10 protein-coding genes and 2 pseudogenes are annotated in these 19,206 nt (G+C 56.5%); 7 read left to right on the top strand and 5 right to left on the bottom strand.

Annotated features, from left to right (window positions below):
* Nucleotides 1-316: 316 nt before the first annotated feature.
* Nucleotides 317-6,160, bottom strand: coding sequence for an RHS repeat domain-containing protein (locus CI070_RS00255; RefSeq protein WP_094136571.1), 5,844 nt, complete (start codon nt 6,158-6,160; stop codon nt 317-319).
* Between the two features lie 336 nt (nt 6,161-6,496).
* On the opposite strand from CI070_RS00255, the gene CI070_RS00245 reads away from it, so the two are divergent.
* From CI070_RS00245 to CI070_RS00230, 4 genes are all read left to right on the top strand, one after another.
* Nucleotides 6,497-8,122 (top strand): ABC transporter permease, encoded by a 1,626-nt coding sequence (locus CI070_RS00245; RefSeq protein WP_094136569.1) that lies wholly within the window; start codon nt 6,497-6,499, stop codon nt 8,120-8,122.
* 12 nt (nt 8,123-8,134) lie between these two features.
* On the top strand, nt 8,135-9,001 hold the full coding sequence (locus CI070_RS00240; protein ID WP_094136568.1) for an RDD family protein: 867 nt from the start codon (nt 8,135-8,137) through the stop codon (nt 8,999-9,001).
* Nucleotides 9,002-9,067: 66 nt separating this feature from the next.
* Nucleotides 9,068-9,847, top strand: a complete 780-nt coding sequence (lpxA, locus tag CI070_RS00235) for an acyl-ACP--UDP-N-acetylglucosamine O-acyltransferase (protein ID WP_094136567.1) — start codon at nt 9,068-9,070, stop codon at nt 9,845-9,847.
* 4 nt (nt 9,848-9,851) lie between these two features.
* Nucleotides 9,852-10,553, top strand: coding sequence for an HAD family hydrolase (locus tag CI070_RS00230; protein WP_094136566.1), 702 nt, complete (start codon nt 9,852-9,854; stop codon nt 10,551-10,553).
* Between the two features lie 154 nt (nt 10,554-10,707).
* Here the strand turns inward: CI070_RS00230 and CI070_RS00225 are convergent, their stop codons facing one another.
* Nucleotides 10,708-11,952, bottom strand: a complete 1,245-nt coding sequence (locus tag CI070_RS00225; protein WP_094136565.1) for a DNA recombination protein RmuC — start codon at nt 11,950-11,952, stop codon at nt 10,708-10,710.
* Between the two features lie 17 nt (nt 11,953-11,969).
* Nucleotides 11,970-14,651, bottom strand: a complete 2,682-nt coding sequence (locus CI070_RS00220) for a transglycosylase domain-containing protein (RefSeq protein WP_179222813.1) — start codon at nt 14,649-14,651, stop codon at nt 11,970-11,972.
* Nucleotides 14,652-14,874: 223 nt separating this feature from the next.
* Between CI070_RS00220 and CI070_RS00215 the strand changes: the two genes are divergently transcribed.
* Nucleotides 14,875-15,795 carry a S1C family serine protease gene (locus tag CI070_RS00215; protein WP_179218413.1) on the top strand — a complete coding sequence of 307 codons (921 nt, stop codon included), beginning with the start codon at nt 14,875-14,877 and terminating at the stop codon, nt 15,793-15,795.
* Between the two features lie 2 nt (nt 15,796-15,797).
* Nucleotides 15,798-16,964, top strand: a complete 1,167-nt coding sequence (locus CI070_RS00210; RefSeq protein ID WP_218824866.1) for a PDZ domain-containing protein — start codon at nt 15,798-15,800, stop codon at nt 16,962-16,964.
* 360 nt (nt 16,965-17,324) lie between these two features.
* Here the strand turns inward: CI070_RS00210 and CI070_RS00205 are convergent, their stop codons facing one another.
* Entirely contained in the window at nt 17,325-18,137 is an 813-nt protein-coding gene (locus CI070_RS00205; RefSeq protein WP_143245633.1) for a hypothetical protein, read from the bottom strand.
* A 406-nt stretch (nt 18,138-18,543) separates the two neighbouring features.
* On the opposite strand from CI070_RS00205, the pseudogene CI070_RS14245 reads away from it, so the two are divergent.
* Nucleotides 18,544-18,642 (top strand): annotated as a pseudogene (locus tag CI070_RS14245) (class I SAM-dependent methyltransferase); the annotation flags it as partial.
* A gap of 233 nt (nt 18,643-18,875) precedes the next feature.
* Here the strand turns inward: CI070_RS14245 and CI070_RS00195 are convergent.
* Nucleotides 18,876-19,206: pseudogene (locus tag CI070_RS00195) on the bottom strand (hypothetical protein); the annotation flags it as partial.

Genomic DNA, 19,206 nt, shown 5'->3' with positions numbered 1-19,206 from the left:
ATAGCACATGAGTACACGAATTAAGCATTTCTAAAGTTGGAAAATAATTTTTACAGAACATATATAAGATGTTCAGTATAATAGAAATAGTGAAAACAACCATGAAAAACGAGGCAAGCAATAAGTCTGATTTGTGTATCCATGGATAAATCTTCCATATTTCTTTTTTGATTGCAAGAATCAAAATATAAGATTGAAATACACCATAAAGGGGTATTCCGAAAAGAACACCCTGAATGTTGCCAATCAAGCAAAAAAGAAGACTGGCTATGAAATGAATTTTCAAATAAACAAGTAAACCTTTAATCATAGGAATTTATCGTGTTATCAGTAAGTTCTTTCCAGTCGTTATAGGCATTGTTCTTGTAGCTTCTCCAATACGTTCTCCTAACTTTTGAATGGGACCGGGCGGTTCCTCCTTGATGGGATAGGCCGATTCAGGAATTTCCAGCCTTTCGCATTGAGTTTTATTTTTTTCATTTTTAATCCAGTCTCCTTTTTCATTTTTGCAGCAACATACCAACCAATTTCCTTCCCACATAAGGGTCCGATTCTTGGCTTCTTGAAAAGCTGTTGAATGTTTATGGGGATTATCGGGTTTTGTTCCATCCAGTATGTGCCCTCCCAAATACCATCGATATCCATTAGCATAGTGCGAATAAAAGTCTTGCATTTGGTGCATATAACTTTCGAACTTATTTTTATCGCAGCTTCGCGTAGCATTGAGAAGTTCCTTTTCTGCTTCTGCCAAGTGCTTGAAGTGTCGCCATGGTTGTATATAAGGATTGGTAAGCCCATCATCTTCTTTAGCGTAATCAAATCCTGATAGACTACCTAAGTCGGAATGTCCAGGGAGTTCTTTTGATGAAGGGTCGCCTTGAGTACCACTCCCCCATGCACCAAGTACATCAATAATGCTGATGGGTGAATTAAACACGAAATCGACAAGATTGGGAGTTGTCAGGAAATCTCTACTTATCCACCTCCCCTCTCTGGGATTATAGAACCGGAAGTTGTAATATACCATCCCCAGCTCGGCATCATATGCCTCGCTGCTCCATTGAAGGGGATTGGTGATGTTGCCCCTTTGCGTGACTTCGCCGAAGGGGGCGTAGGAGTAGGAATTCGCGATGGTTCCGTTGCTCTTGTAGAGTTCCATCACGTTTTTGGTCAAGTCCCAGCCGTAGACAAACCAGCTGCCCGCCGTCTGGATAGCCAGCGGACGCGTGGCGACAGGTTCCGTCGGGTCCCACAGGATGTACCATAAGGCGTTGAGCGTCGTTCGCGTGAGATCGAGGGCCGCGATTTGCAGATAGCCCCGGTAAAGGTAGCGGTGGTTCAGGATGACGGATGTCGTGCTTTCTCCCGTTTCAGGGTCGGCGACGGTGGTTTCCACTTTTTTGAAGATCCTGCGTCCCATGTAGTCGTAGTCGCCGGTGACAGTGGTCACCGTGCCGTCCTCCGCCGTGCGGGTGAAGCGCACGGGACGGTTGAGCGCGTTGTATTCCGCCGTCCAGACGCCGGTAGCGGTTCTGATTTTCGTCTGGTTGCCGTCAGCGTCATAGGTGGGGACAAAAGGCTGTTCCCGGGGGGAGAGGGAAGAGTTGGGAATGGATTGCTCAATACTTGTGTACTGGTTGAGTTCGTTGGCCGTGTAAGCGAATTCCTCCTCTATTTCCCGCGCTGTCTTACGGTTGCCTATGTTGTCATAGTCATAGGCGTAAGCGTCCGTGCCGAGGGTGGCCGCGGCAAGCTCGCTTCTCCCGTTGTAGGAGAAGACGTCGCGGCGTGTGGTTCCCTGGCGGATGAGGGTGCGGGCGGTTGGCCGCCCCAGGGCGTCATAGGCATAGGCGCGGCGGGAGACGAGGGTTGTTCCGCGGTTATAGTCCATGTCCGCCAGCAGGTCACGTTTGGCTTCATAGCTTTGTTCCAGCGTCATGCCGTTGGGCATCGTCAAGGTTTCCAGCAGATTGCTTCCTGCCAGATAGTTATATTCAAAGATGCGGTTCTGTCCGCTGTGCATGAAGCCCGCGCTGTTGATGCGCCCGTCCGGCGCGTAGCCCCAGGAGGCGATTTGGGCATTGCCGCTGGCGCCGCGTTTGAGGACGTAGCCGATGCTGCGACCGTAGTCGTCCAGGGTTTCCACGAGAGGGAAGACGGCGCCATTCACCGTGACGCTGTCCTGTACGGGGTCGCTGTATTCATTGTAAGAGAAGGTACGTATGCCTGAGGCGTCCGTCACTTGCGTGAGCTGGCCGAGGATGTTGTAGGAGAAGGCCTGTTCCGGCGTGCCGTCGGAAAAGCCGATTCTTGTGAGAAGGCCTTGCGCCGCGTTCCATGTATAGGTAGTGACGATGCCGCGCGCGTCCGTTTCCGTGGCAAGGCGGTTGTTGGCATCGTAGGTCCGGACGGTTCCCCGGCCGTTGGCGTAAGTCTTGCCCAATTCCAGCCCGGTAGCGTCATGGTAAGTCCAGACGGTAGTGTCTCCGCCGGAAAGATCGGATGGGTCGGAAATGATCGTTTCTTCGTCTATGCGGAAGGTGGTGAGGCTGATAAGGCGGTCTGCATCGTCCCAGGCGAACAGGGCTGGCTGGATGGCCGTGCCGTATTCCGCTGTTTTACGGTTCCTGATATCGTAGGCATAGTTGGCCGTGTTGCCCAGGGCATTTGTGACGACAGCGGGATTGTCGCTGGTCGCGCAATAGGTCGTGGTTGTCGTATTGCCGGCAGCATCAGTTACGGCAATCGGGCGGTCGGCAATGTCCGTATGAGTGGTGGAAGTGTTCCCCCTGCCATCCGTGACCGTCCGGACGAGGCCGGTTTCCGTGTAGCGGCGGGTGAAGGCGGTGACGATTCCCCGATTATCCGTTTCTGAAGTTGTGAAGCCGTCCACGACGGTAGAGGAAGCTGTAATGTCGGAGGTGGGCACGCTGCTTTTTTCCACGCGCACCGCGCCCTGCCCATATTCGGTCCACCGGATGCTTTCATGGCCGCGTTCGTCGATGGTGATTTGCCTGTTTTGCAGAACGGCGGATTCCGTAACCAGCCGTTTGACAGCGCTGCTTAACATGTTGCCCGCCGTATTGTTGCGGGCAGCGGCGACGTTTTGATAGACGCCGTCCTCACGTTCTTCCCAGGCTGTCTGGAAAGTCTGGATGCGGTTTTTTGCCGCATCCGCCGGAGACGCCGAGTCGAGCACAACGGTTTGTCTGGCCAGATTTCCCATGCTGTCATACTCATACTCCACCGGAGCCTGGGTCCCTTCCGTGCGGCGGGTGAGCTGGCCCAGCGCATTGTAAACGCTGCGGGTATAGAGATAGGTGTTTTCCAGGGTGGTGGGAGAAGTCAGCGTAATGGTTTGTCCGAGGCCGTCCCGAATGTCCTGTTTCAGGATGGTTGTGTTGTCTGCCAGCCGGGTAGTGTGGCGCAGGCCTCTGATAAAATCATAAATGTGGTAGAGCTCCCTTTGCCCTGTGCCGGATTCATGCGCGATGCTCCCGTCTGTGTTGTATGTATTGACGAGCGTCGCCCCTGATGGCGTGGTTGTCGTAACCGTCAGTCCGTCTTCGCTGTAACTGGTTGTTGTGACGCGGCCCAGCACATCGGTTTTGCGGGTCACGCGGCCCAGCAGGTCATAGGCAGTTTCCTCGGTTGTCCGCATCGGCCCGATGTGGGTCGTCGCGCTTATTATCTGTCCTGCCGCATCGCGTTCATACGCCGTGATCGTTTCCGGAGTGACGACGTCAGTCCCGTCGTTTATTTCGCTGCGCGTGGTTTCAATGAGCTGCCGGGCGGTGTTATAAGCGTAATCCGTTCGTACGCCATCTTCGTCAACTTCCCAAAGGGGTTCTCCTGTGCAGGTCAGGGCGCGGGAAGAAGTGCGGCCATTGTCGCGCACCGTTTCCACACGGCGGTTGAGAAGGTCGTAAGAGTAGGAAGCGCCGCCGGTTTGCCTCCACTCGCCCGTGGGGAGCAGGACGAGGTTTTCTTCCCTTGCGGTGTTTCCTTCAGCGGTGATGTAGCTGACGCGGCGGGTTGACTGGCCGGGAACGGGTTCTCCGTTGATGCGCGTTTCCGCCGTGACGCTGTAGAGGGCCCCATGATCTGTGGTTGGGGCGTAGGTATAATGAGTCTGTACGCCGTTGACGGCCTGTTCCATCTTGAGGCGTCCCGCCGCGAAGGCATTCGGCGCGCCGGCCAGCCAGGTTTCCGTAACGCTGAGCTGCGTGACGGAAGAGCCTGCCGCCGTTTCACGCTTTTCCACGCGTTTGACATGGTTTTCTTCCGCATAGGTATATACCGCAAGGCTTAACGTGTTGACTGCGGAAACGGTAGAGAGCTGGATTTTTATTTCAGCCGGTTCATTGGTGTAGCCTGCGGCGCTGTCACGGTACTTTGTGCTTACTGTCCGCAATCCGTTGGCTCCCCATGGGCTGTTTTCCAGCACCGGGCGTCCTGCGGCATCGTAGACGGTTTTATGTTCCCCCGCGTTGGGAGAAGCAGAGGAGATAAGCCGGCCGGAGTCATCATAGGAGTAAACAGTAGTCAACGCCCCTTCGGCTCCGTACCCTTCCGTGCGGCTCAGCAGGTGTTCTCCGGTGATGGTCGTTTCATATTCCTCAAGCGTGCAGGAGGCCACCACATTGTTTTTCATCAGACGGGTGAGGACGCGGTAGCGGTTTTCCTGCGAATCTTCCTCCGGTTGAAGACGTTCCCTCCGCGTTTCAACGGCATCTTCTCCTGTTCCTTCCGCCATGCTCCAGGCTTCTTGCGACCATGTCCATTTGGTCACGAAGTCGGGTACAGTGGCCGGCAACGTGTTGTCGCGTTCAGAGATGACGAGGGTTTGCAAAGCTTCGTCTCCCGTCACTGTGAAGATTTTCGCCGGAGTCCCTTCAACGGTGAACAGGGCTCCTTCTTCCTCCGGTTCCATGACCTGCGCGGGCGGATAAATGCTGATGGCATACCCTCCTCCTTCCAGGGGGAGCACATCCGCCAGCCCATCCCAGGTGTTCCATATTTGACGGATAACGCCGTGTTCGCCACGAACAATCGCCAGGTAATTTTCGCCTTCCGATGCGGTCATCAAATACCCGCCCGCGGAGATATAGCCTTCGCATTGCCCTGTGGAAAGAGAGTAAAAGGCGGCGCCTCCGCCCGCATAAGAAGCGCGGATGAAGGCGGCCTGCTCAAGGCTGCATGCCTCCGCTTCCCTGCTCATGGCCGGGACGGGGGCCAGGATGGTCGTTGTGATGCCCGATGCGCCTACCGGGAAAAACGCGCTTCCCGTGCCGTCAAGCATGTAGTTGGTGTAACTGGCCCCATCCAGCAGAGCAACCAGCATGTTGGGCGCCATGCCCCCTTCCGGCAGCGCGAGGAAGGTGGCTAGCGGATGCCGCAGGGCCAAGCCTGCCGGGGAGGATAAATCCGGGGAGAAAGAGCGGTGGGCTGAAATTTCCAGACGTCCCGCCGGCATGTGGGATATGCCGCGGAACACGCCGAACTGCGCCGACCAGGCCATGTCATTAACGGAGGATTGCCGCATCACCCCGCTGCCTCCGGAGGTTGAGGTCAGATCGGAAAAGAAACGGCGCAGGGAGGAGCGGCCGCTGACTGGGGCGCCGCTGCTGAAGGGGGCGCCTCCGGGAGCAGTTTCACCGTCCGAATTGCAGGAGCACGGCGGGCAGTCGCAATCGCATTCCTGCGGCGGGTCGTTCTCTTCAGGCGTGATGGAGATGGCGCTGGCTGGGCCTACGGTGCAACTGAGGAAGGAGACGTTCCCCCTGGGAGGATAGTCAATGTTGATGTGGGAGACGGACACTGTATAAAACCCGGCCTTGATGCCGGGGAAGCTGCCGTTAATTCTTACTCCGGCGCCTGAGGGTGACGTATAGCTTTGCCCCGCTACTGAAATCGTGGCCTGGTCATCCACCGTGCCGGTGGCCGTCAGTACGTATAGACGGGTATCCCCTCCGCCTTCCCCTACTTGAATTTGTTTGGAGGTTTCCGGCATCACGTCTCCGGGATAGGACGGAGCGGCATGATTATAGGAAAAGGAGACGGACGATTCGCCCTCCCTCTTCTGTAAAACCGGCGTAACGGTAAAACCAAGATGATGATTGCCCCGGACGCTGTTGCAGATGGAAAAGTTAGATTTCATTCTAATTGGCTATCTTTAAATAATTTCTGTTTATCAACAATAATTTTGTGATAAGGTGCGCCATTTAGCAATTAAACCTATGGATACACCTATAAAAATAGAAGTCAACAGGATATGATGATTTTCTCCTGTTTTTCCCATCCGTTTGCATGCAGGGAATAATTCTGGCGCGGGATGGTTTCCGGGCGCGGGGCACAGGAAAGTTCCCAACGCAGGAAAAGATGGGATGTCCCTTTTCTGCCTGATTGCGCGGCAGAAGAAAGGCCGCCCGTTTTCCGGAACATGTTTTAGGCTTGGAAAGGGGAGCGCAATCAGGCAAGGTGTGCCGCGTTATTCATGAAGAACCTATTGAGCCGGTACATCAGCCTGAGCCTGGCGCTGCGGTATTTGAACCCGTTGCGGACTTTCTTTTCCATTATTACCCTGATTTGCCTGCTGGGCGTTTCTCTGGGGGTAATGGTGCTCATCGTCGTGTTGTCCGTCATGGGAGGCCTCCAGAAGGAAATTCAGGGGAATCTGTTTGCGCACTCCCCGCACGTCCAGGTATGTTACCGGAACGACTTCGGCGTTAGGGAAGTGATTCCGGACTGGCTGGATTTGGGGGAGAAACTCAGGCACGTTCCCGGCGTCCAGTCCGCCTACGCCCTGATAGAAGACTATGCGCTGGCGGATGTGCAGGGGCGGCAGAGGCCCTGCTTTTTCCGGGCCATTGATACGGAAAACGCCGCCCAGTTGGAGGATTTGAAGCGTTTGGTGGTCGCCGGCGATGCGGAACTGGACATGGGGGAAAAAGCTGTGGTTTCCTCCATTGTGGCGGAGAATATGGGATTGAAGGTGGGGGATGTTATCCGGGTTTATACGACCCGCAATTTCCAGGAAATTTCCCACGCCTACCAGCAGACGGAGCTACCGATGCTGGCGGAGAAAAACGCGCAGGAACTCAAGGATTTGAAGGAGTGGGGTAAATCCCTGAAGACGGAGGGAGAGCGTGAAACGGCCGACAGAGCCTCCGTGGACAGGGCCTTTTCCCTGCTTAACGGGCTGTTGTCCGTCCCGCGCAGGGATGCGGAACGTTCCTGCCTGATGGATCTGCTTGCCGTGCTGAACGACGGAGAGCTTGCGGACAACGGCAGGGTGGCCTTTCCGCAGGGCACGCGGAAGGAATGGGAAACCGTTTTGAGCGGTTTCAAGGCCGGGGCAAGGAATGAGGCGGATATGGAATGTTTCCGCAAGATCAAGGAGCTGGTGATGCCGAAGGACCTGGAGGTGATTGGAATTTACCGGGCTTCCCAGCATACGCCCAGCCCTGACTTGTTCATTCCGCTGGTCATCGGCCAGGAATTGCTGGGGTATGAGGATGACGTGGTGCAGGCCGTGGCCCTGCGCGTGGAAGACCCTTACCATGTGGAAACAATGCTGGCCCCCGTGATGCAGGCGCTGGAAAAGGAGAAGCCTTCTTCCGCATGGACGCTGGAAACCTGGCATGACCGCTTTAACGCGTGGTTTGAACTGATGCAGAAGGAGCGCATGATGATGAGCTTTGTCCTGTCCTTCATTTCCCTGATTTCCGCTTTTTGCATTATGGCGGTGATGTTTACCGTTTCCATCCAGAGGAAAAAGGAAATCGCCGTGATGAAGGCGTTGGGAGCCACGCCGTTCCAGGTGGTGCGCGTCTTCCTGTGGCAGGGCGTCATCATCGGTTTTGTGGGAGCCCTCTTGGGGGTAGGGCTGGGGCTGCTGGTACTGGAATACCGTATGCAGATTCAGGGTTTTCTGGCGGGAATAGGCTTTGACCCGTTCCCCGTGGCCTTCCACGGCACGGCGAATATCCCGGTGGTGATTGACTGGGCGGAGCTGGCATGGCAGGCGGTGAAAGCTTTTGTCATGGTCGTGGTGGCATCCATCATTCCTGCCCTGATCACGGCGCGCCAGGATCCGGCCCGCTCCCTGCGCAGCATGTAACAGGAATCGCCTATGGATATTTACTGGATTCAGGGTCATGAACAGAAGGGGCCTCTGCCGGAAGTGGAGGTCATTTCCATGCTGGAGGCGGGCCTCATTCCGGAAAACGCCCGGGCGTGGCATGCCGGGTGCCCGGAATGGGTATGTATCCGTGACCTTCCGGCATTGAAGGGGGCAGGCGCCGTCAGCAGGGGAGAAGGAGAACGGCGGAACCGGGAGGAAGAGGGACTGGAAAACGCAGGGGAAGCGCAGGCTCCGGCGCTTGCCGCGGATGCGGATTGCCCGCAGGAAGAAGGGGGGACGGCCTCGGAGGAGGGAGCGCCGCTGGTGGTTCCGTATGCGTACGTCCGTTTTCTCGGCAGAATGGCGGATATCATGATGCACATGACGCTGTATTTGTCCGTGCTCAGAGTTTTCGGCCTGGCTTTCAATCCTGGTTTCCTTCCTGGTTCCTATGAAGCTCTGCTTTACCTCTGCCTCCCGATGGTTCTCGTTGAAACCGCCTTTCTTGGTACATTGGGAACAACCCCGGGAAAAGCCATGCTGGGCGTTTCCGTCAGGGACTACCGGGGAGGGCGTCTTTCTTTCCCCACGGCATTCCGGCGCTCCCTGTTCGTCATGGTGCTTGGCCTGGGGTGTTTTGCTCCTTCCCTGATGCTGCTGGCCCTGTTCTTTTCCTGGTGGTGGGTGCGCCGCTTCGGCTTCACTCCCTGGGACAGGAAGCTGGGGACTACGGATGTGCTGAACAGCCCCCTGACGCCCCGCAAAGTGGTGATGACGTTGGCGCTGGTTATTCTGTGCCTTCAACTCATCTACGTTCTGCTGATTCCCTGGCTGCCTGAGATGGAGGCTTATGCGGCCGCTTCCGGCCAAATGTGATAAAAAGGCGGTCGTGCGGGGTTTAGGCTTTTAATCACCTGAATTTGTTTCATACTTGTTTCAGCTATGCCAGAAATACACCCAACGGCAGTAGTGCATCCTACTGCAGAGATCGCGGATGATGTTAAAATCGGTCCCTTTTGCGTTGTCGGGGAACATGTCAAACTGGGGCCCGGCTGCGTGCTGCACAGCCATGTGGTTATCGACGGTCCTTCCTCCTTTGGCAGCGGCAACGAATTTTTCCCGTTTTCCGTCATTGGCCTGAAAAGCCAGGATTTGAAATACAAGGGGGAGCCGACCTATCTGGAAGTGGGGGATAACAATGTCTTCCGGGAAAACGCCACCATCAACCGGGCTACGGATATTGGCGGCGCAACGCGGATAGGGAATAACAACCTTTTCCTGGTTTCCTGCCATGCCGGGCATGATTGCCAGATCGGCAATCATGTGATTTTTTCCGGGTTCGCTACTGCCGCCGGCCACGTTACGGTGGGGGATTACGCTATTCTGGCGGGATGCTGCGCCGTACACCAGTTTGTGAGCATTGGAGAACATGCCATGGTGGGGGCGATGGCCCGCGTGAGCCAGGATGTGCTGCCGTACACGATCGTGGAAGGCCATCCGGCCGTAACGCGGTCCGTTAACTCCATCGGCATGCAGAGGCGCGGCTTTTCCGAAGAAGACCTGAAAGCCGTGCGCATGTGCTATAAAAAGCTTTTCGTCAATAAAAAGCTGACCGTTCATGAAGCTCTGGAGGAACTGCGGCATTCGGATTATGCGGAAAATGCCTGCCTGAGGAGAATCATCCAGTTCGTGGAAACTTCCGAACGGGGGTTCTGCCATTGAATCCATGAAAACGGGTTTTGTTTTTGACCTGGACGGGACGCTGGTGGACTCCATTCCCGGTATCGCCCGCGGCCTGAACCTGGCCTTGAAAGCGCTGGGGTATCCGGAGCATTCCGTGGACGCCATCCGGGAAATGGTGGGCAAGGGGGCCCGGGAGCTTTGCCTGGCTTCCCTGAAAGGCTATTTCAATGGAAATGTGCCGGAGGAAGCTTTTGAAGCAGTGCACCGGGGATTCATGCGCGAATACCCGCACACCTGGCAGGAGGGTACGGTGCCGTACCCCGGCATCCGGGAAATGCTTCTGTCCCTGGCCGGAGAAGGCCATCCTCTGGGTGTTTTATCCAACAAGCCCCATGCGGTTACGGTGCCGCTGGTGCGCCATATCCTGCCTGAAATTCCCTTCCGGGAAGTGATGGGATTTTCCGAACGTTTTCCGCGCAAGCCGGACCCTGACTCCCTGTTGTCCATCATCCGCTCCTGGGGCAGGGCTCCTGCGCAGGTGTGCATGGTGGGGGACTCCGCCCATGACGGCAACACGGCCGTGAACGCCGGAACACGGCTTGTTCTGGTGGGGTGGGGCTACAGCTCCCGTTCCGCTCTGGACGCTTTCCGGGTGCCGGTGTGCGCCTCTGCGGGGGAATTATCTGCCCGGCTGCATGATGAAAACAGCCTGCCGTCTCCCGTTCCCGCTCATAAAAATTCTTGAAATTTCCGGCTGGGGCAGAGTTCCGGAAACCGAATTCCTCTGTATCATCAAGATTCTTTCAGGCGCAGGAAAACGTCTGCGGGGGATTCTTTAGGGCTGTATTTTCCCGGCCCGGAAATGGGCAGAGAGGGAAAGCCGCATGGTTGTTGCTCTTTCAGGACGGAATGTCCGCAGATTTGGCCTGTTCGGTAATGTCTTCCAGGGCGCGGGGAAGTTCCTTCGTGGAGGTGACGCCCAGGTTTTTCAACTTCTGAGCCCGGGGAATGAACCGGTGTTCAAAAGAGGAAACGGTTTTGTTGTACTGGGCTACCGCCTGGTTCAGGCTCTTGCCCAGAGAGGAAAAATGGCCGGAAAGGATAGAGCAGGTATTGAACAGGTCCGCGCCCGCTTCCGAAATTTTCTTGGCGTTATCCGCCAGCTGCTCCTGCTTCCAGCCGTAAGCGACGGCTTTCAGCAGGGCAATCAGGGTGGATGGAGTGGAAAGAATGACCCTATTCTCCGCGCCGAATTCAATCAGGGTGGGGTCTGCTTCCAGAGCCGCCTGGAAGAAGGATTCCCCGGGCAGGAACATAATGACGAATTCGGGGCATGGGGAAAACTGGGCAAAGTAATTCTTGGCGCTTAATTGCTGCAAATGCCTCCTGACGTCTGCGGCATGGCGTGCCATCCACTGGCTGCGCTCTTCCGGATTCTCCGTCTGCCCGGCATTCAGGTAGGAAGCCATGGGCGCTTTCGCGTCAATGATGATGGAACGGCCTCCAGGAAGGTGAATGACCATGTCCGGCCGTATCCGTTCCTCCTCTCTGGAACGGGTTTCCTGAGTCGTGAAATCGCAGTACTCCACCATTCCCGCCAGTTCCACCACGCGGCGCAGCTGGAGTTCCCCCCATTGGCCGCGAACGCTGTTGTGGTGCAGAGCCTGGGAAAGCCTGGCGGTTTCATTTTTCAGGGCTTCATTGCCGGAAAGAATATAGCGGATTTGCGTTTTCAGGTCCGTATAGGCACCCACGCGTTCCTTTTCCATCTCTCCCAGCCGGGACTGGACCAGTTTCAGGGATTCGCTCACCGGCTTCAGCATGGACTCAATAGCCTGTTTGCGGGAATCCAGGTCATGATTGGCCTGCTGGCGCTGGCTTTGCAGACGCGTTTCCGCCAGATTCAGGAATTGTTTTTCCGAGTTCCGGAGGACTTCCGCGCTGATGCCGGCGAAGGAATCTTTCAGCACTTCTTCCGCCCGGCGGAGCATTTGTGTTCTGTCTTCCGCCCGTTCCTGCCAGGAACGGGATTCCGCTTCGAGGCGGACGGAGCGGTCCCGGTACCGCAGCAGCAAAACCAGCAGCGCCACGCAGGCGATCAGCAGCAAAAAGGCCAGGAACCAGGGAAAAAATGGGGAAATCATAAGGAAAAAATAAGCAATTAAATGGGGGTGGCGTAGGGGATGCCGTCCGTTTCTTCCACGGGTTCGGCCAGGGGGATGTTATCGTCGCTGCCGTCCAGCGGTTCCGCATAGGGAATGCTTTCTTCCGAATCCGGTTCCGCCATGGGAATGTGCTGTTCACACATGTTGGCGGGGGCCTGGTAGCCTGCGGAGGTTTCAAAATACGCAGTCTTGGCGTACTGGCAGCCGGAATGGGCCAGTTGATTGGATTCCCGGCAGACGAGTACGGCCTGCCCTTCCGAACCGGGACGCGTACGGATGGCGTTGGCGGGATAGCCTTCCTTCTGGGCGGCAAGCATAATATCCACCCAGACAGGCAGGGCCAGGGTGCCTCCGTAGCCTTTTTCCAGAATTTTGGTGGAGGAATCGAACCCCACCCAGACACTGCAGGTGAGGTTGGACGTATATCCGGCGAACCATGCGTTCGTATAATTATTCGTGGTTCCGGTTTTGCCGCCGCAGGGGGATTTAAAGCCCAGCGCGGTAATTTTTCCTGCCGTGCCTCCGGGCTTGCAGACCTGCTGGAGGATGGAAGAGGTTATGTTCGCCGCCCGCTGGGAATAGACGGTGCGCTTGCTTTTGGTGATGGCGAAGCGCGGCTGGCCCTGCGAATCCGTAATATGGTCAATGATGTATGGCGTGGGGCGTACGCCCCCGTTGGCAAAAACGCTGTAGGCGCTGGCGATGTCCAGAGGGGACGCTTCCCACGTGCCCAGATAAAGGGCCGGGGTGCGGGAAATATTTCCGTGAAAGCCCGCCAGTTGTGCGGATTGAATGACATTGGACAAGCCGGCGCGGTTGCCGATGCGCACGGACATGGTGTTGCGGGAAAGGATGAGGCCGAAGGAGGCCGGCTTCATGCCCCGATACGTTCCGTCCGAATTGCGGGGGGACCAGTTGGCGGCTCCGCGTATTTCCCCGTACGCAATCCTGTCATCCGAAATGCGGGTATCCGCAGAATTGCCCTGCTGGAAAAACGTGGCGTAAATGAACGGTTTGAACAGGGAACCGGTCTGCCGCCTGGACTGAATGGCGCGGTTCAGCTTGGATTCTTCCGCGTCCCGGCCGCCGACGACGGCCAGAAGAGCCCCTGTGGCATTGTCCATGACTACGGCGGCGGATTGGATGTAATTAGGCATCGGCGGCTGCGTCTTTTCCTTCTGTTCCGCAGGGAGCGCCTTCCAGGCGGCCAGGGATGCCTCATATTCCGCCTTGGTGGTCAGCTTGTTTTTCAGGATGCCTCTCTTTTCCCGCCTGGCCTGCAGGGAGGCCAGGTGCTTCTTGAAATCCTTGCGGGCTTCCAGCGCGTCCATGTGCTTGTTGATGGCGTCCAGCGTGGCGTTCTGCAGATCAAGGTCCAATGTGGTGTGAACCACCAGCCCTCCCAGGCGGATGTCTTCTTCCTCCAGAATGGCGTCCAGCTCCCGGCGCACGAGCCCCATGGCGTAATTCTCCTCAGACCGGGACTGGGGCGTCCGGGTGGCGATAGGCTCCGCCAGGGCCGCCTGATATTGCACTTCCGTAATCTTGCCTTCGTTTTTCAGCAGGCCAAGGACGATATCGCGCACTTTTTTGGCTTCTTCCGGGTGTTTGATGGGGGAGAAGTCATTTGGGCCGTAAATAATGCCGGCCAGGGTGGCGCATTCCGCCAGGGATAAATCCCGGGGTTCCTTGTCGTAATATCCCCGCGCCGCCGCCGCTATGCCCAGGAAGGTGTGCCCCCAGAAAATACGGTTGATGTAAGTCTCCAGAATTTCATCCTTCGTGTAAGTGGCTTCAATGCGTTTCGCCAGAGCTACTTCCGTCAGTTTGGAATGCAGGTTGCGCTCCCGGTGGTTGTACGTAATTTTAGCGAGCTGCATCGTCAGGGTGGAAGCCCCCTGCGTAGCTCTCTTGTGCTTGAGCACCTGCGCAAAGGCGCGACCCACGCCTATCCAGTCCACGCCGCCATGGTCGTAAAAGCGGTTGTCTTCGCGCAGGAGCAGGGCATCAATAAAAATGGGAGGAACTTCCTGAAGGGATACCCGCTTGCGGTTTTCCCCGTGCAGGGTGCCGATGGTGCGGTTTTTACGGTCCAGAATCACCGTGCGTTCCGGAATGTTGCTCTTTACCTCGGAAATGTCATAGCGGTTGGAAATGGCGCCGTAAAGGAACACCAAGATGGACCCGATCACGATGCCGACGAAGCAGCATCCCAGAAGGATGCGCAGAGGCCAGCAGATGAACCAGCGGATATTCCGCGTCAGGGAGCCGATGAAGCGGAACGGCATCAGCAGGACGAACAGCAGGGCTCCGAAAAGCGTGAAACGCGGCTTGCGCATGGTTCCTGCGCGCGCGGGACGGCTTTCTTTTTCTCTTTCCGGACTGTCTTCAAAATCTTCCTTCGGAGACGAGCGGGAGGCTCGTCGCTGGGGCGGCGTGTCATACCGGGAAGGATCGTTGCGGGAATTCCCCGTTCTGCGGGTAGGGCCGGGAATGACGGCCGGCTCAGGATCTTCCTGCGGCAGCCCGGGGTAGGATGGACGGGGAGCGGGCCTTTTTTTGCGTTCCGTCCGGGAACGGGAAGACATTTCTCCATCTTGGATGCGTTCCCTCCAGGAGGCGTCATGTCGTTTCCTTGATTTGTCGTTTAACCCCATCCGTGGGATGGACTTTATCATAAATAACCGGAATGGTCTAAGCAAAAGATGAGGCGTCATGTCGCAATCCATAGACAAAATTCTGCCGTTTTGAACGTTTATACAGTAGGATATGTCCTATCATTCGATTATCGGTAATTTCATGATATCATTATTGAGAATGACGAGTTTTCGCTACTTGGTCGTTGGGGGGCTTGTGTCCCTGTTGTTGGGAGGGGCGGGCCTTGCGGGGAATGTTTCTTCCATGGCGGATTTGCAGAAACATGTGCATAAAGTGGCCTCCAGCGTTACGGCTGCTACAGTGGCTCTGGTTTCCGACGGGGGGGAGACGGGCAGCGGCGTCATTGTCACTCCGCAGGGCCTGATTTTGACTGCGGCCCATGTAGTGGGCGGCGATGAAATCATGCGTGTGGTCTTTGCCGACGGGCGCGTAGTCAAGGGCCGGGTGCTGGGAGCCAACTTCACGCGGGATGCCGCCATGGTGCAAATCATGGACGGAGGAAACTATCCCCATGTGGAACTGGGGGAATCCGACAGTCTTCATGTGGGGGATTTTGTGGTGGCTCTGGGCCATTCCAAGGGATTTGACCCGGAACGCCGCGCGCCCATCCGCATGGGAAGATTGTGCACGGACGGAAAGCAGCGCTTCCTTATTTCGGAATGCACGCTGATTGGCGGAGATTCCGGCGGTCCCCTCTTTGACCTGTCCGGCAGGTTGGTTGGCATCCATTCCTCCATTGGCCCTATGTTGAAAATCAACAACCATGTCCCTGTTTCCGTTTTCAGGAGAGACTGGGACAAACTGCTCTCCGGCAGGCATTGGGGCCAGCTGGGCCTTCATCCCATGGCGGACCCCGAATCTCCTGTGCTCGGGTTTGCCATGATGGACGTGCTGGGCGTGGACGGCGTGGTGGTGGAAGATGTTGTGGTGAATTCTCCGGCGGATGCCGCCGGCATCCGGCCGGGGGACGTCATTACCCACATGGACAGCCGGAGCCTGCGTTCCGTGCGGGATATGCTCCGTGAACTGGGAAGGCACCGTCCGGGGGAAACCGTTCCCTTGGTGGTAGTGAGGAAAGGTACGGCTTACAAGGCGGATCTTACATTCGGCAGGCGCGGCGACCTGATGTCCGGCCTGAAATACCAGGAACAAACTCAAGGATGATGATGAAATATTTATGGGCGGCATTCGCGGCGGCTTCCGCGTGTGCCCAGGAAATAGCTTCTCCCCTGCCTCCGGACCAGATGATTGCGCCGGAGGACAAAAGCGTGCTGGACAGCCAGGCCAAGGAGATTTTCCGGGAATGGGACAAAGTGGCTGTTCCGGTGGGGCAGTCCGTGGTGGCGCTGGTTGCCGGCAATACCCAGGTGGCTTTGGGAACGGTTGTGGGGAAGGGAAAGGTCCTCACCAAATTGAGCGATCTCCAGAAGGAGCGGCGTCCGGTCATGCTGGTGGATTCTTCCGGGCGGGTTTATGACGCCAAGGTGCTCTTTGCCCTTCCGGAGCATGATCTGCTGATGATGGATGTGCCGGGGCTTCCCGCTCCTCCCATTGACTTGAATTCCTATGTGCAGGCGAAGGAAGGGGACGTGATTGCAGCCGTATCGCCCACGGGGCATGTTAGCGACTTCGGAGTCGTTTCCGTGGCCCAGCGCAGCCTGAGGGCGGATGACCAGCCTTATCTCGGCATCGTTTCCGATCCCCGCTGGGACGGGGAGGGGGTCATGATAGGCGGCGTGGAAGCCGGCAGCGGCGCGCACCGCAGCGGATTGATGGCCGGCGATGTGCTGATGAAGCTGAATGGAAAGCCGGTGGACGGAATGTACTCCATCCGTGCCGCCATGGTCGGGGTGCGTCCCGGTGAGACGGTTCCCGTGGAAGTGAGGCGGCGGAACCAGGTGGTGGAGGGAAAACTCCTCACGGGGCCCAGGCCCAAAGTGGTGAAATTCCCGCAAAAGCGCCTTGATATGATGAACTCCATGGGCAACCGGATGAGCCTGAAAAGGGATGAGTTCCCTTTGGTCATCCAGTCGGACATGACCTTGTTCCCGGAACGGGCCGGATGCCCGGTCATTGACGTCAACGGAAAATTTGTGGGGTTGGCCCTGAGCCGGGCCGGACGCACGGAGACCTATATCCTGCCTTCCTGGATATGCAGGGAACTGGTGGAAGGAGTGCTCCCGCAGGTGCAGCAATACAAGGCGGGACGCGGAGAAAACATTCCGGAGGCCCAGCCTGTGGATGATTCCTATGACGCCCGGCGTCTGGAGGAAAACCGGCGAAAAGTGGAAGATAAGATGAGCCGTCAGGGCCTGGTGCCCAAAGTTTATTAAGCCTGCCCGGATGCCGGAGGGCAACGAGTGAACCTTCCGGCGAACCGTCTGGCTTCAGGACCTCTTTCTTCGTATGGGAGCATAGGCGGAATGCCCTGTCTCCCTATTGGGGTTCCGTTGGCTTTTTTGCGGGAACCGTTTCCGGCGTCAGGAACAGTCCGCCTGCCGCATTGGAGCCGCGGGAAATATGGAGGGCGTTGTTCCCGTGCCGGAACAATGTCCGGAGTGGTTTATTCCCTCGATCAGTAGCGGCTGGGGAAGCAAAACGAGAAATAAAAAACGGGCAGAAATGCCCGTTTTTCTGAATAATCCGGATATGCTCAAGAGCCGCTTCCGGCTTCCCGGATATTGGAAGAGAACTTACTTGTCTGAGGAAGCTGCCCCCGGTCTTTCCTTGAAAATCATCAATTCCGTCAAAACGACGGTGCGCCCGGTGGAATCCGGGGAAATAATCATGACTACTTTTCGTCCCGGGTAGGTCGTCAGCATCATGCCTCTGTCCTTCACCTTGACGACTTTGCCGTTCTTCAAACGGGTCATGTACGTCAAATTGGCGGGGGTAGTGCGGGAAATACTGCTGTCTGTGGCATTCTTGCCGAAAATGTAAGTGGACTTGCTGGGCAGTTCGATTGCGCTCTTTTCTCCTGAAGGAGGCTTGGGAAGCTCCAGGGTGAACGTGCGGCCGGTCAGGTTCTGGATGTAAACGCAGTTCAGCGGCAATTCCGACTCATTAATAAAATCCAGCGTCAATTCCCCTTTACTGTTTTTGCCCACCAGAGCCAGGGTTTTGGAGCCAAGATCGGCCGGCAGGGGCTTGCTGACGAGTTTATCGGTCGGCATGCCTTTCTGGTCCAGGCCACCGAACAGGGTAATGATCTTGCTCCTGGGGTAAACGCTGCGGCGTCCCGGAAGGGCGGCGCGGATTTCCACTTTTTCCAGCCTTTTGGAATCAATAGGCATGTAAATGGGAGAAGGAAGAGACATGGGCTCCTTCAGGACGAACCGGATGCCGTTGACGGCGGCGGGGGACAGGGATTTGTCCACAGTATCGGACGCCGGGGCATTGGCCGCCGGCTGGGCCGGTTCCGGCCTGGAGGATGCGCGGCTTTGTCCTTGGGCGAAGGAGATGCTTCCGAAAAGGCAGGTAAAGGCCAGGAGGGGTAAAATACGCATATATTTTGGGAAGTGGAATGAGGAAAAGAGTGTTTTGGTTTCCCCGGCAGTGACCCTTGGAGGATAACCGCGCGGGAAAAAGGCGGAGGGAAAATCCATTGAACCGTGCAGCAGCGTGCGCTGATGGTTCCAATAGTTTTGATATCCTTTGTGAAGTACATGAATGAAGATGTCCGTGCAAGCTCAAAGTAGGGATGCCTGGGATAAAATTCCTAAAGACAATGGGATTTCTTTTTTAAGGAAAGGATATAGGCAAGGAGCATCATCAAATGTCAGTCTTATCCATGCGTGGTGGAGCAAATGCCTGGACGGCGGCCGCGCGGATAAGAAGGTTTGTGGTTAGTTGCGCGGAGAGGCGGCGCAGATCATCCATGCAGGTCAGGGGCTGAATTTCAGGAAAACGGCCGTATGGGAACAGGAGCATATGAAACTGCTTGTTGAAATTGCCCCGGCCGAATTTGATGTGTTGCATTACGGAGCTATTGTTGAACTTAAAAGGAAATAAACGTCGGCTCCGTATTCAATAAGTCGATCCGGTTTTTCCCGGGCTTATCGAAACTCCCGAAGATGTCCAAAGCAGGGGGAAAAGGGAAGAAAGCCCCACTATCCCCGGAACAGGGGAAAATCGTCTTTCGTTCATCCAGCCCTGATATCTTCCCCCGCTCTCCGGACGCAAAAGCGCCGCTTTCCCGGGAAAGGAAAAGCGGCGTGAAACGGAATGGGAACGCGCTCCCTTTGCTACACTTCTTCCGGGGACAGCCAGCGGAAGGAGACGATATTGAACTTTCTTCCAAACGCCTTGTTCACGGCGCTCAGCTCCGTATCCTCCAGCGCTCCGCTCTTCATGTTGACCTTCCGGGCAGGAGTTTCCGGGCTGTTCACCGGATCCACGTAGTTGATCCCCCTCTGCACCACCGCTTCGCACCACGCGCGCGACAGCACCACCCCTTCGCGGTTGGTCAGCTCCCCGTAGGCGCGCACCGTAAACGTATCGTCCCGCGTCGTCAGGATGTTGCCCAGCACCGCCAGCACGTCCGACTGGATCAGGTAGCCGGGGGCGGCCGTATAC

The sequence above is a fragment of the Akkermansia muciniphila genome (assembly GCF_900184965.1).
Classification (GTDB): domain Bacteria; phylum Verrucomicrobiota; class Verrucomicrobiia; order Verrucomicrobiales; family Akkermansiaceae; genus Akkermansia; species Akkermansia muciniphila_A.
This window is presented reverse-complemented; position numbering and strand designations above follow the sequence as displayed.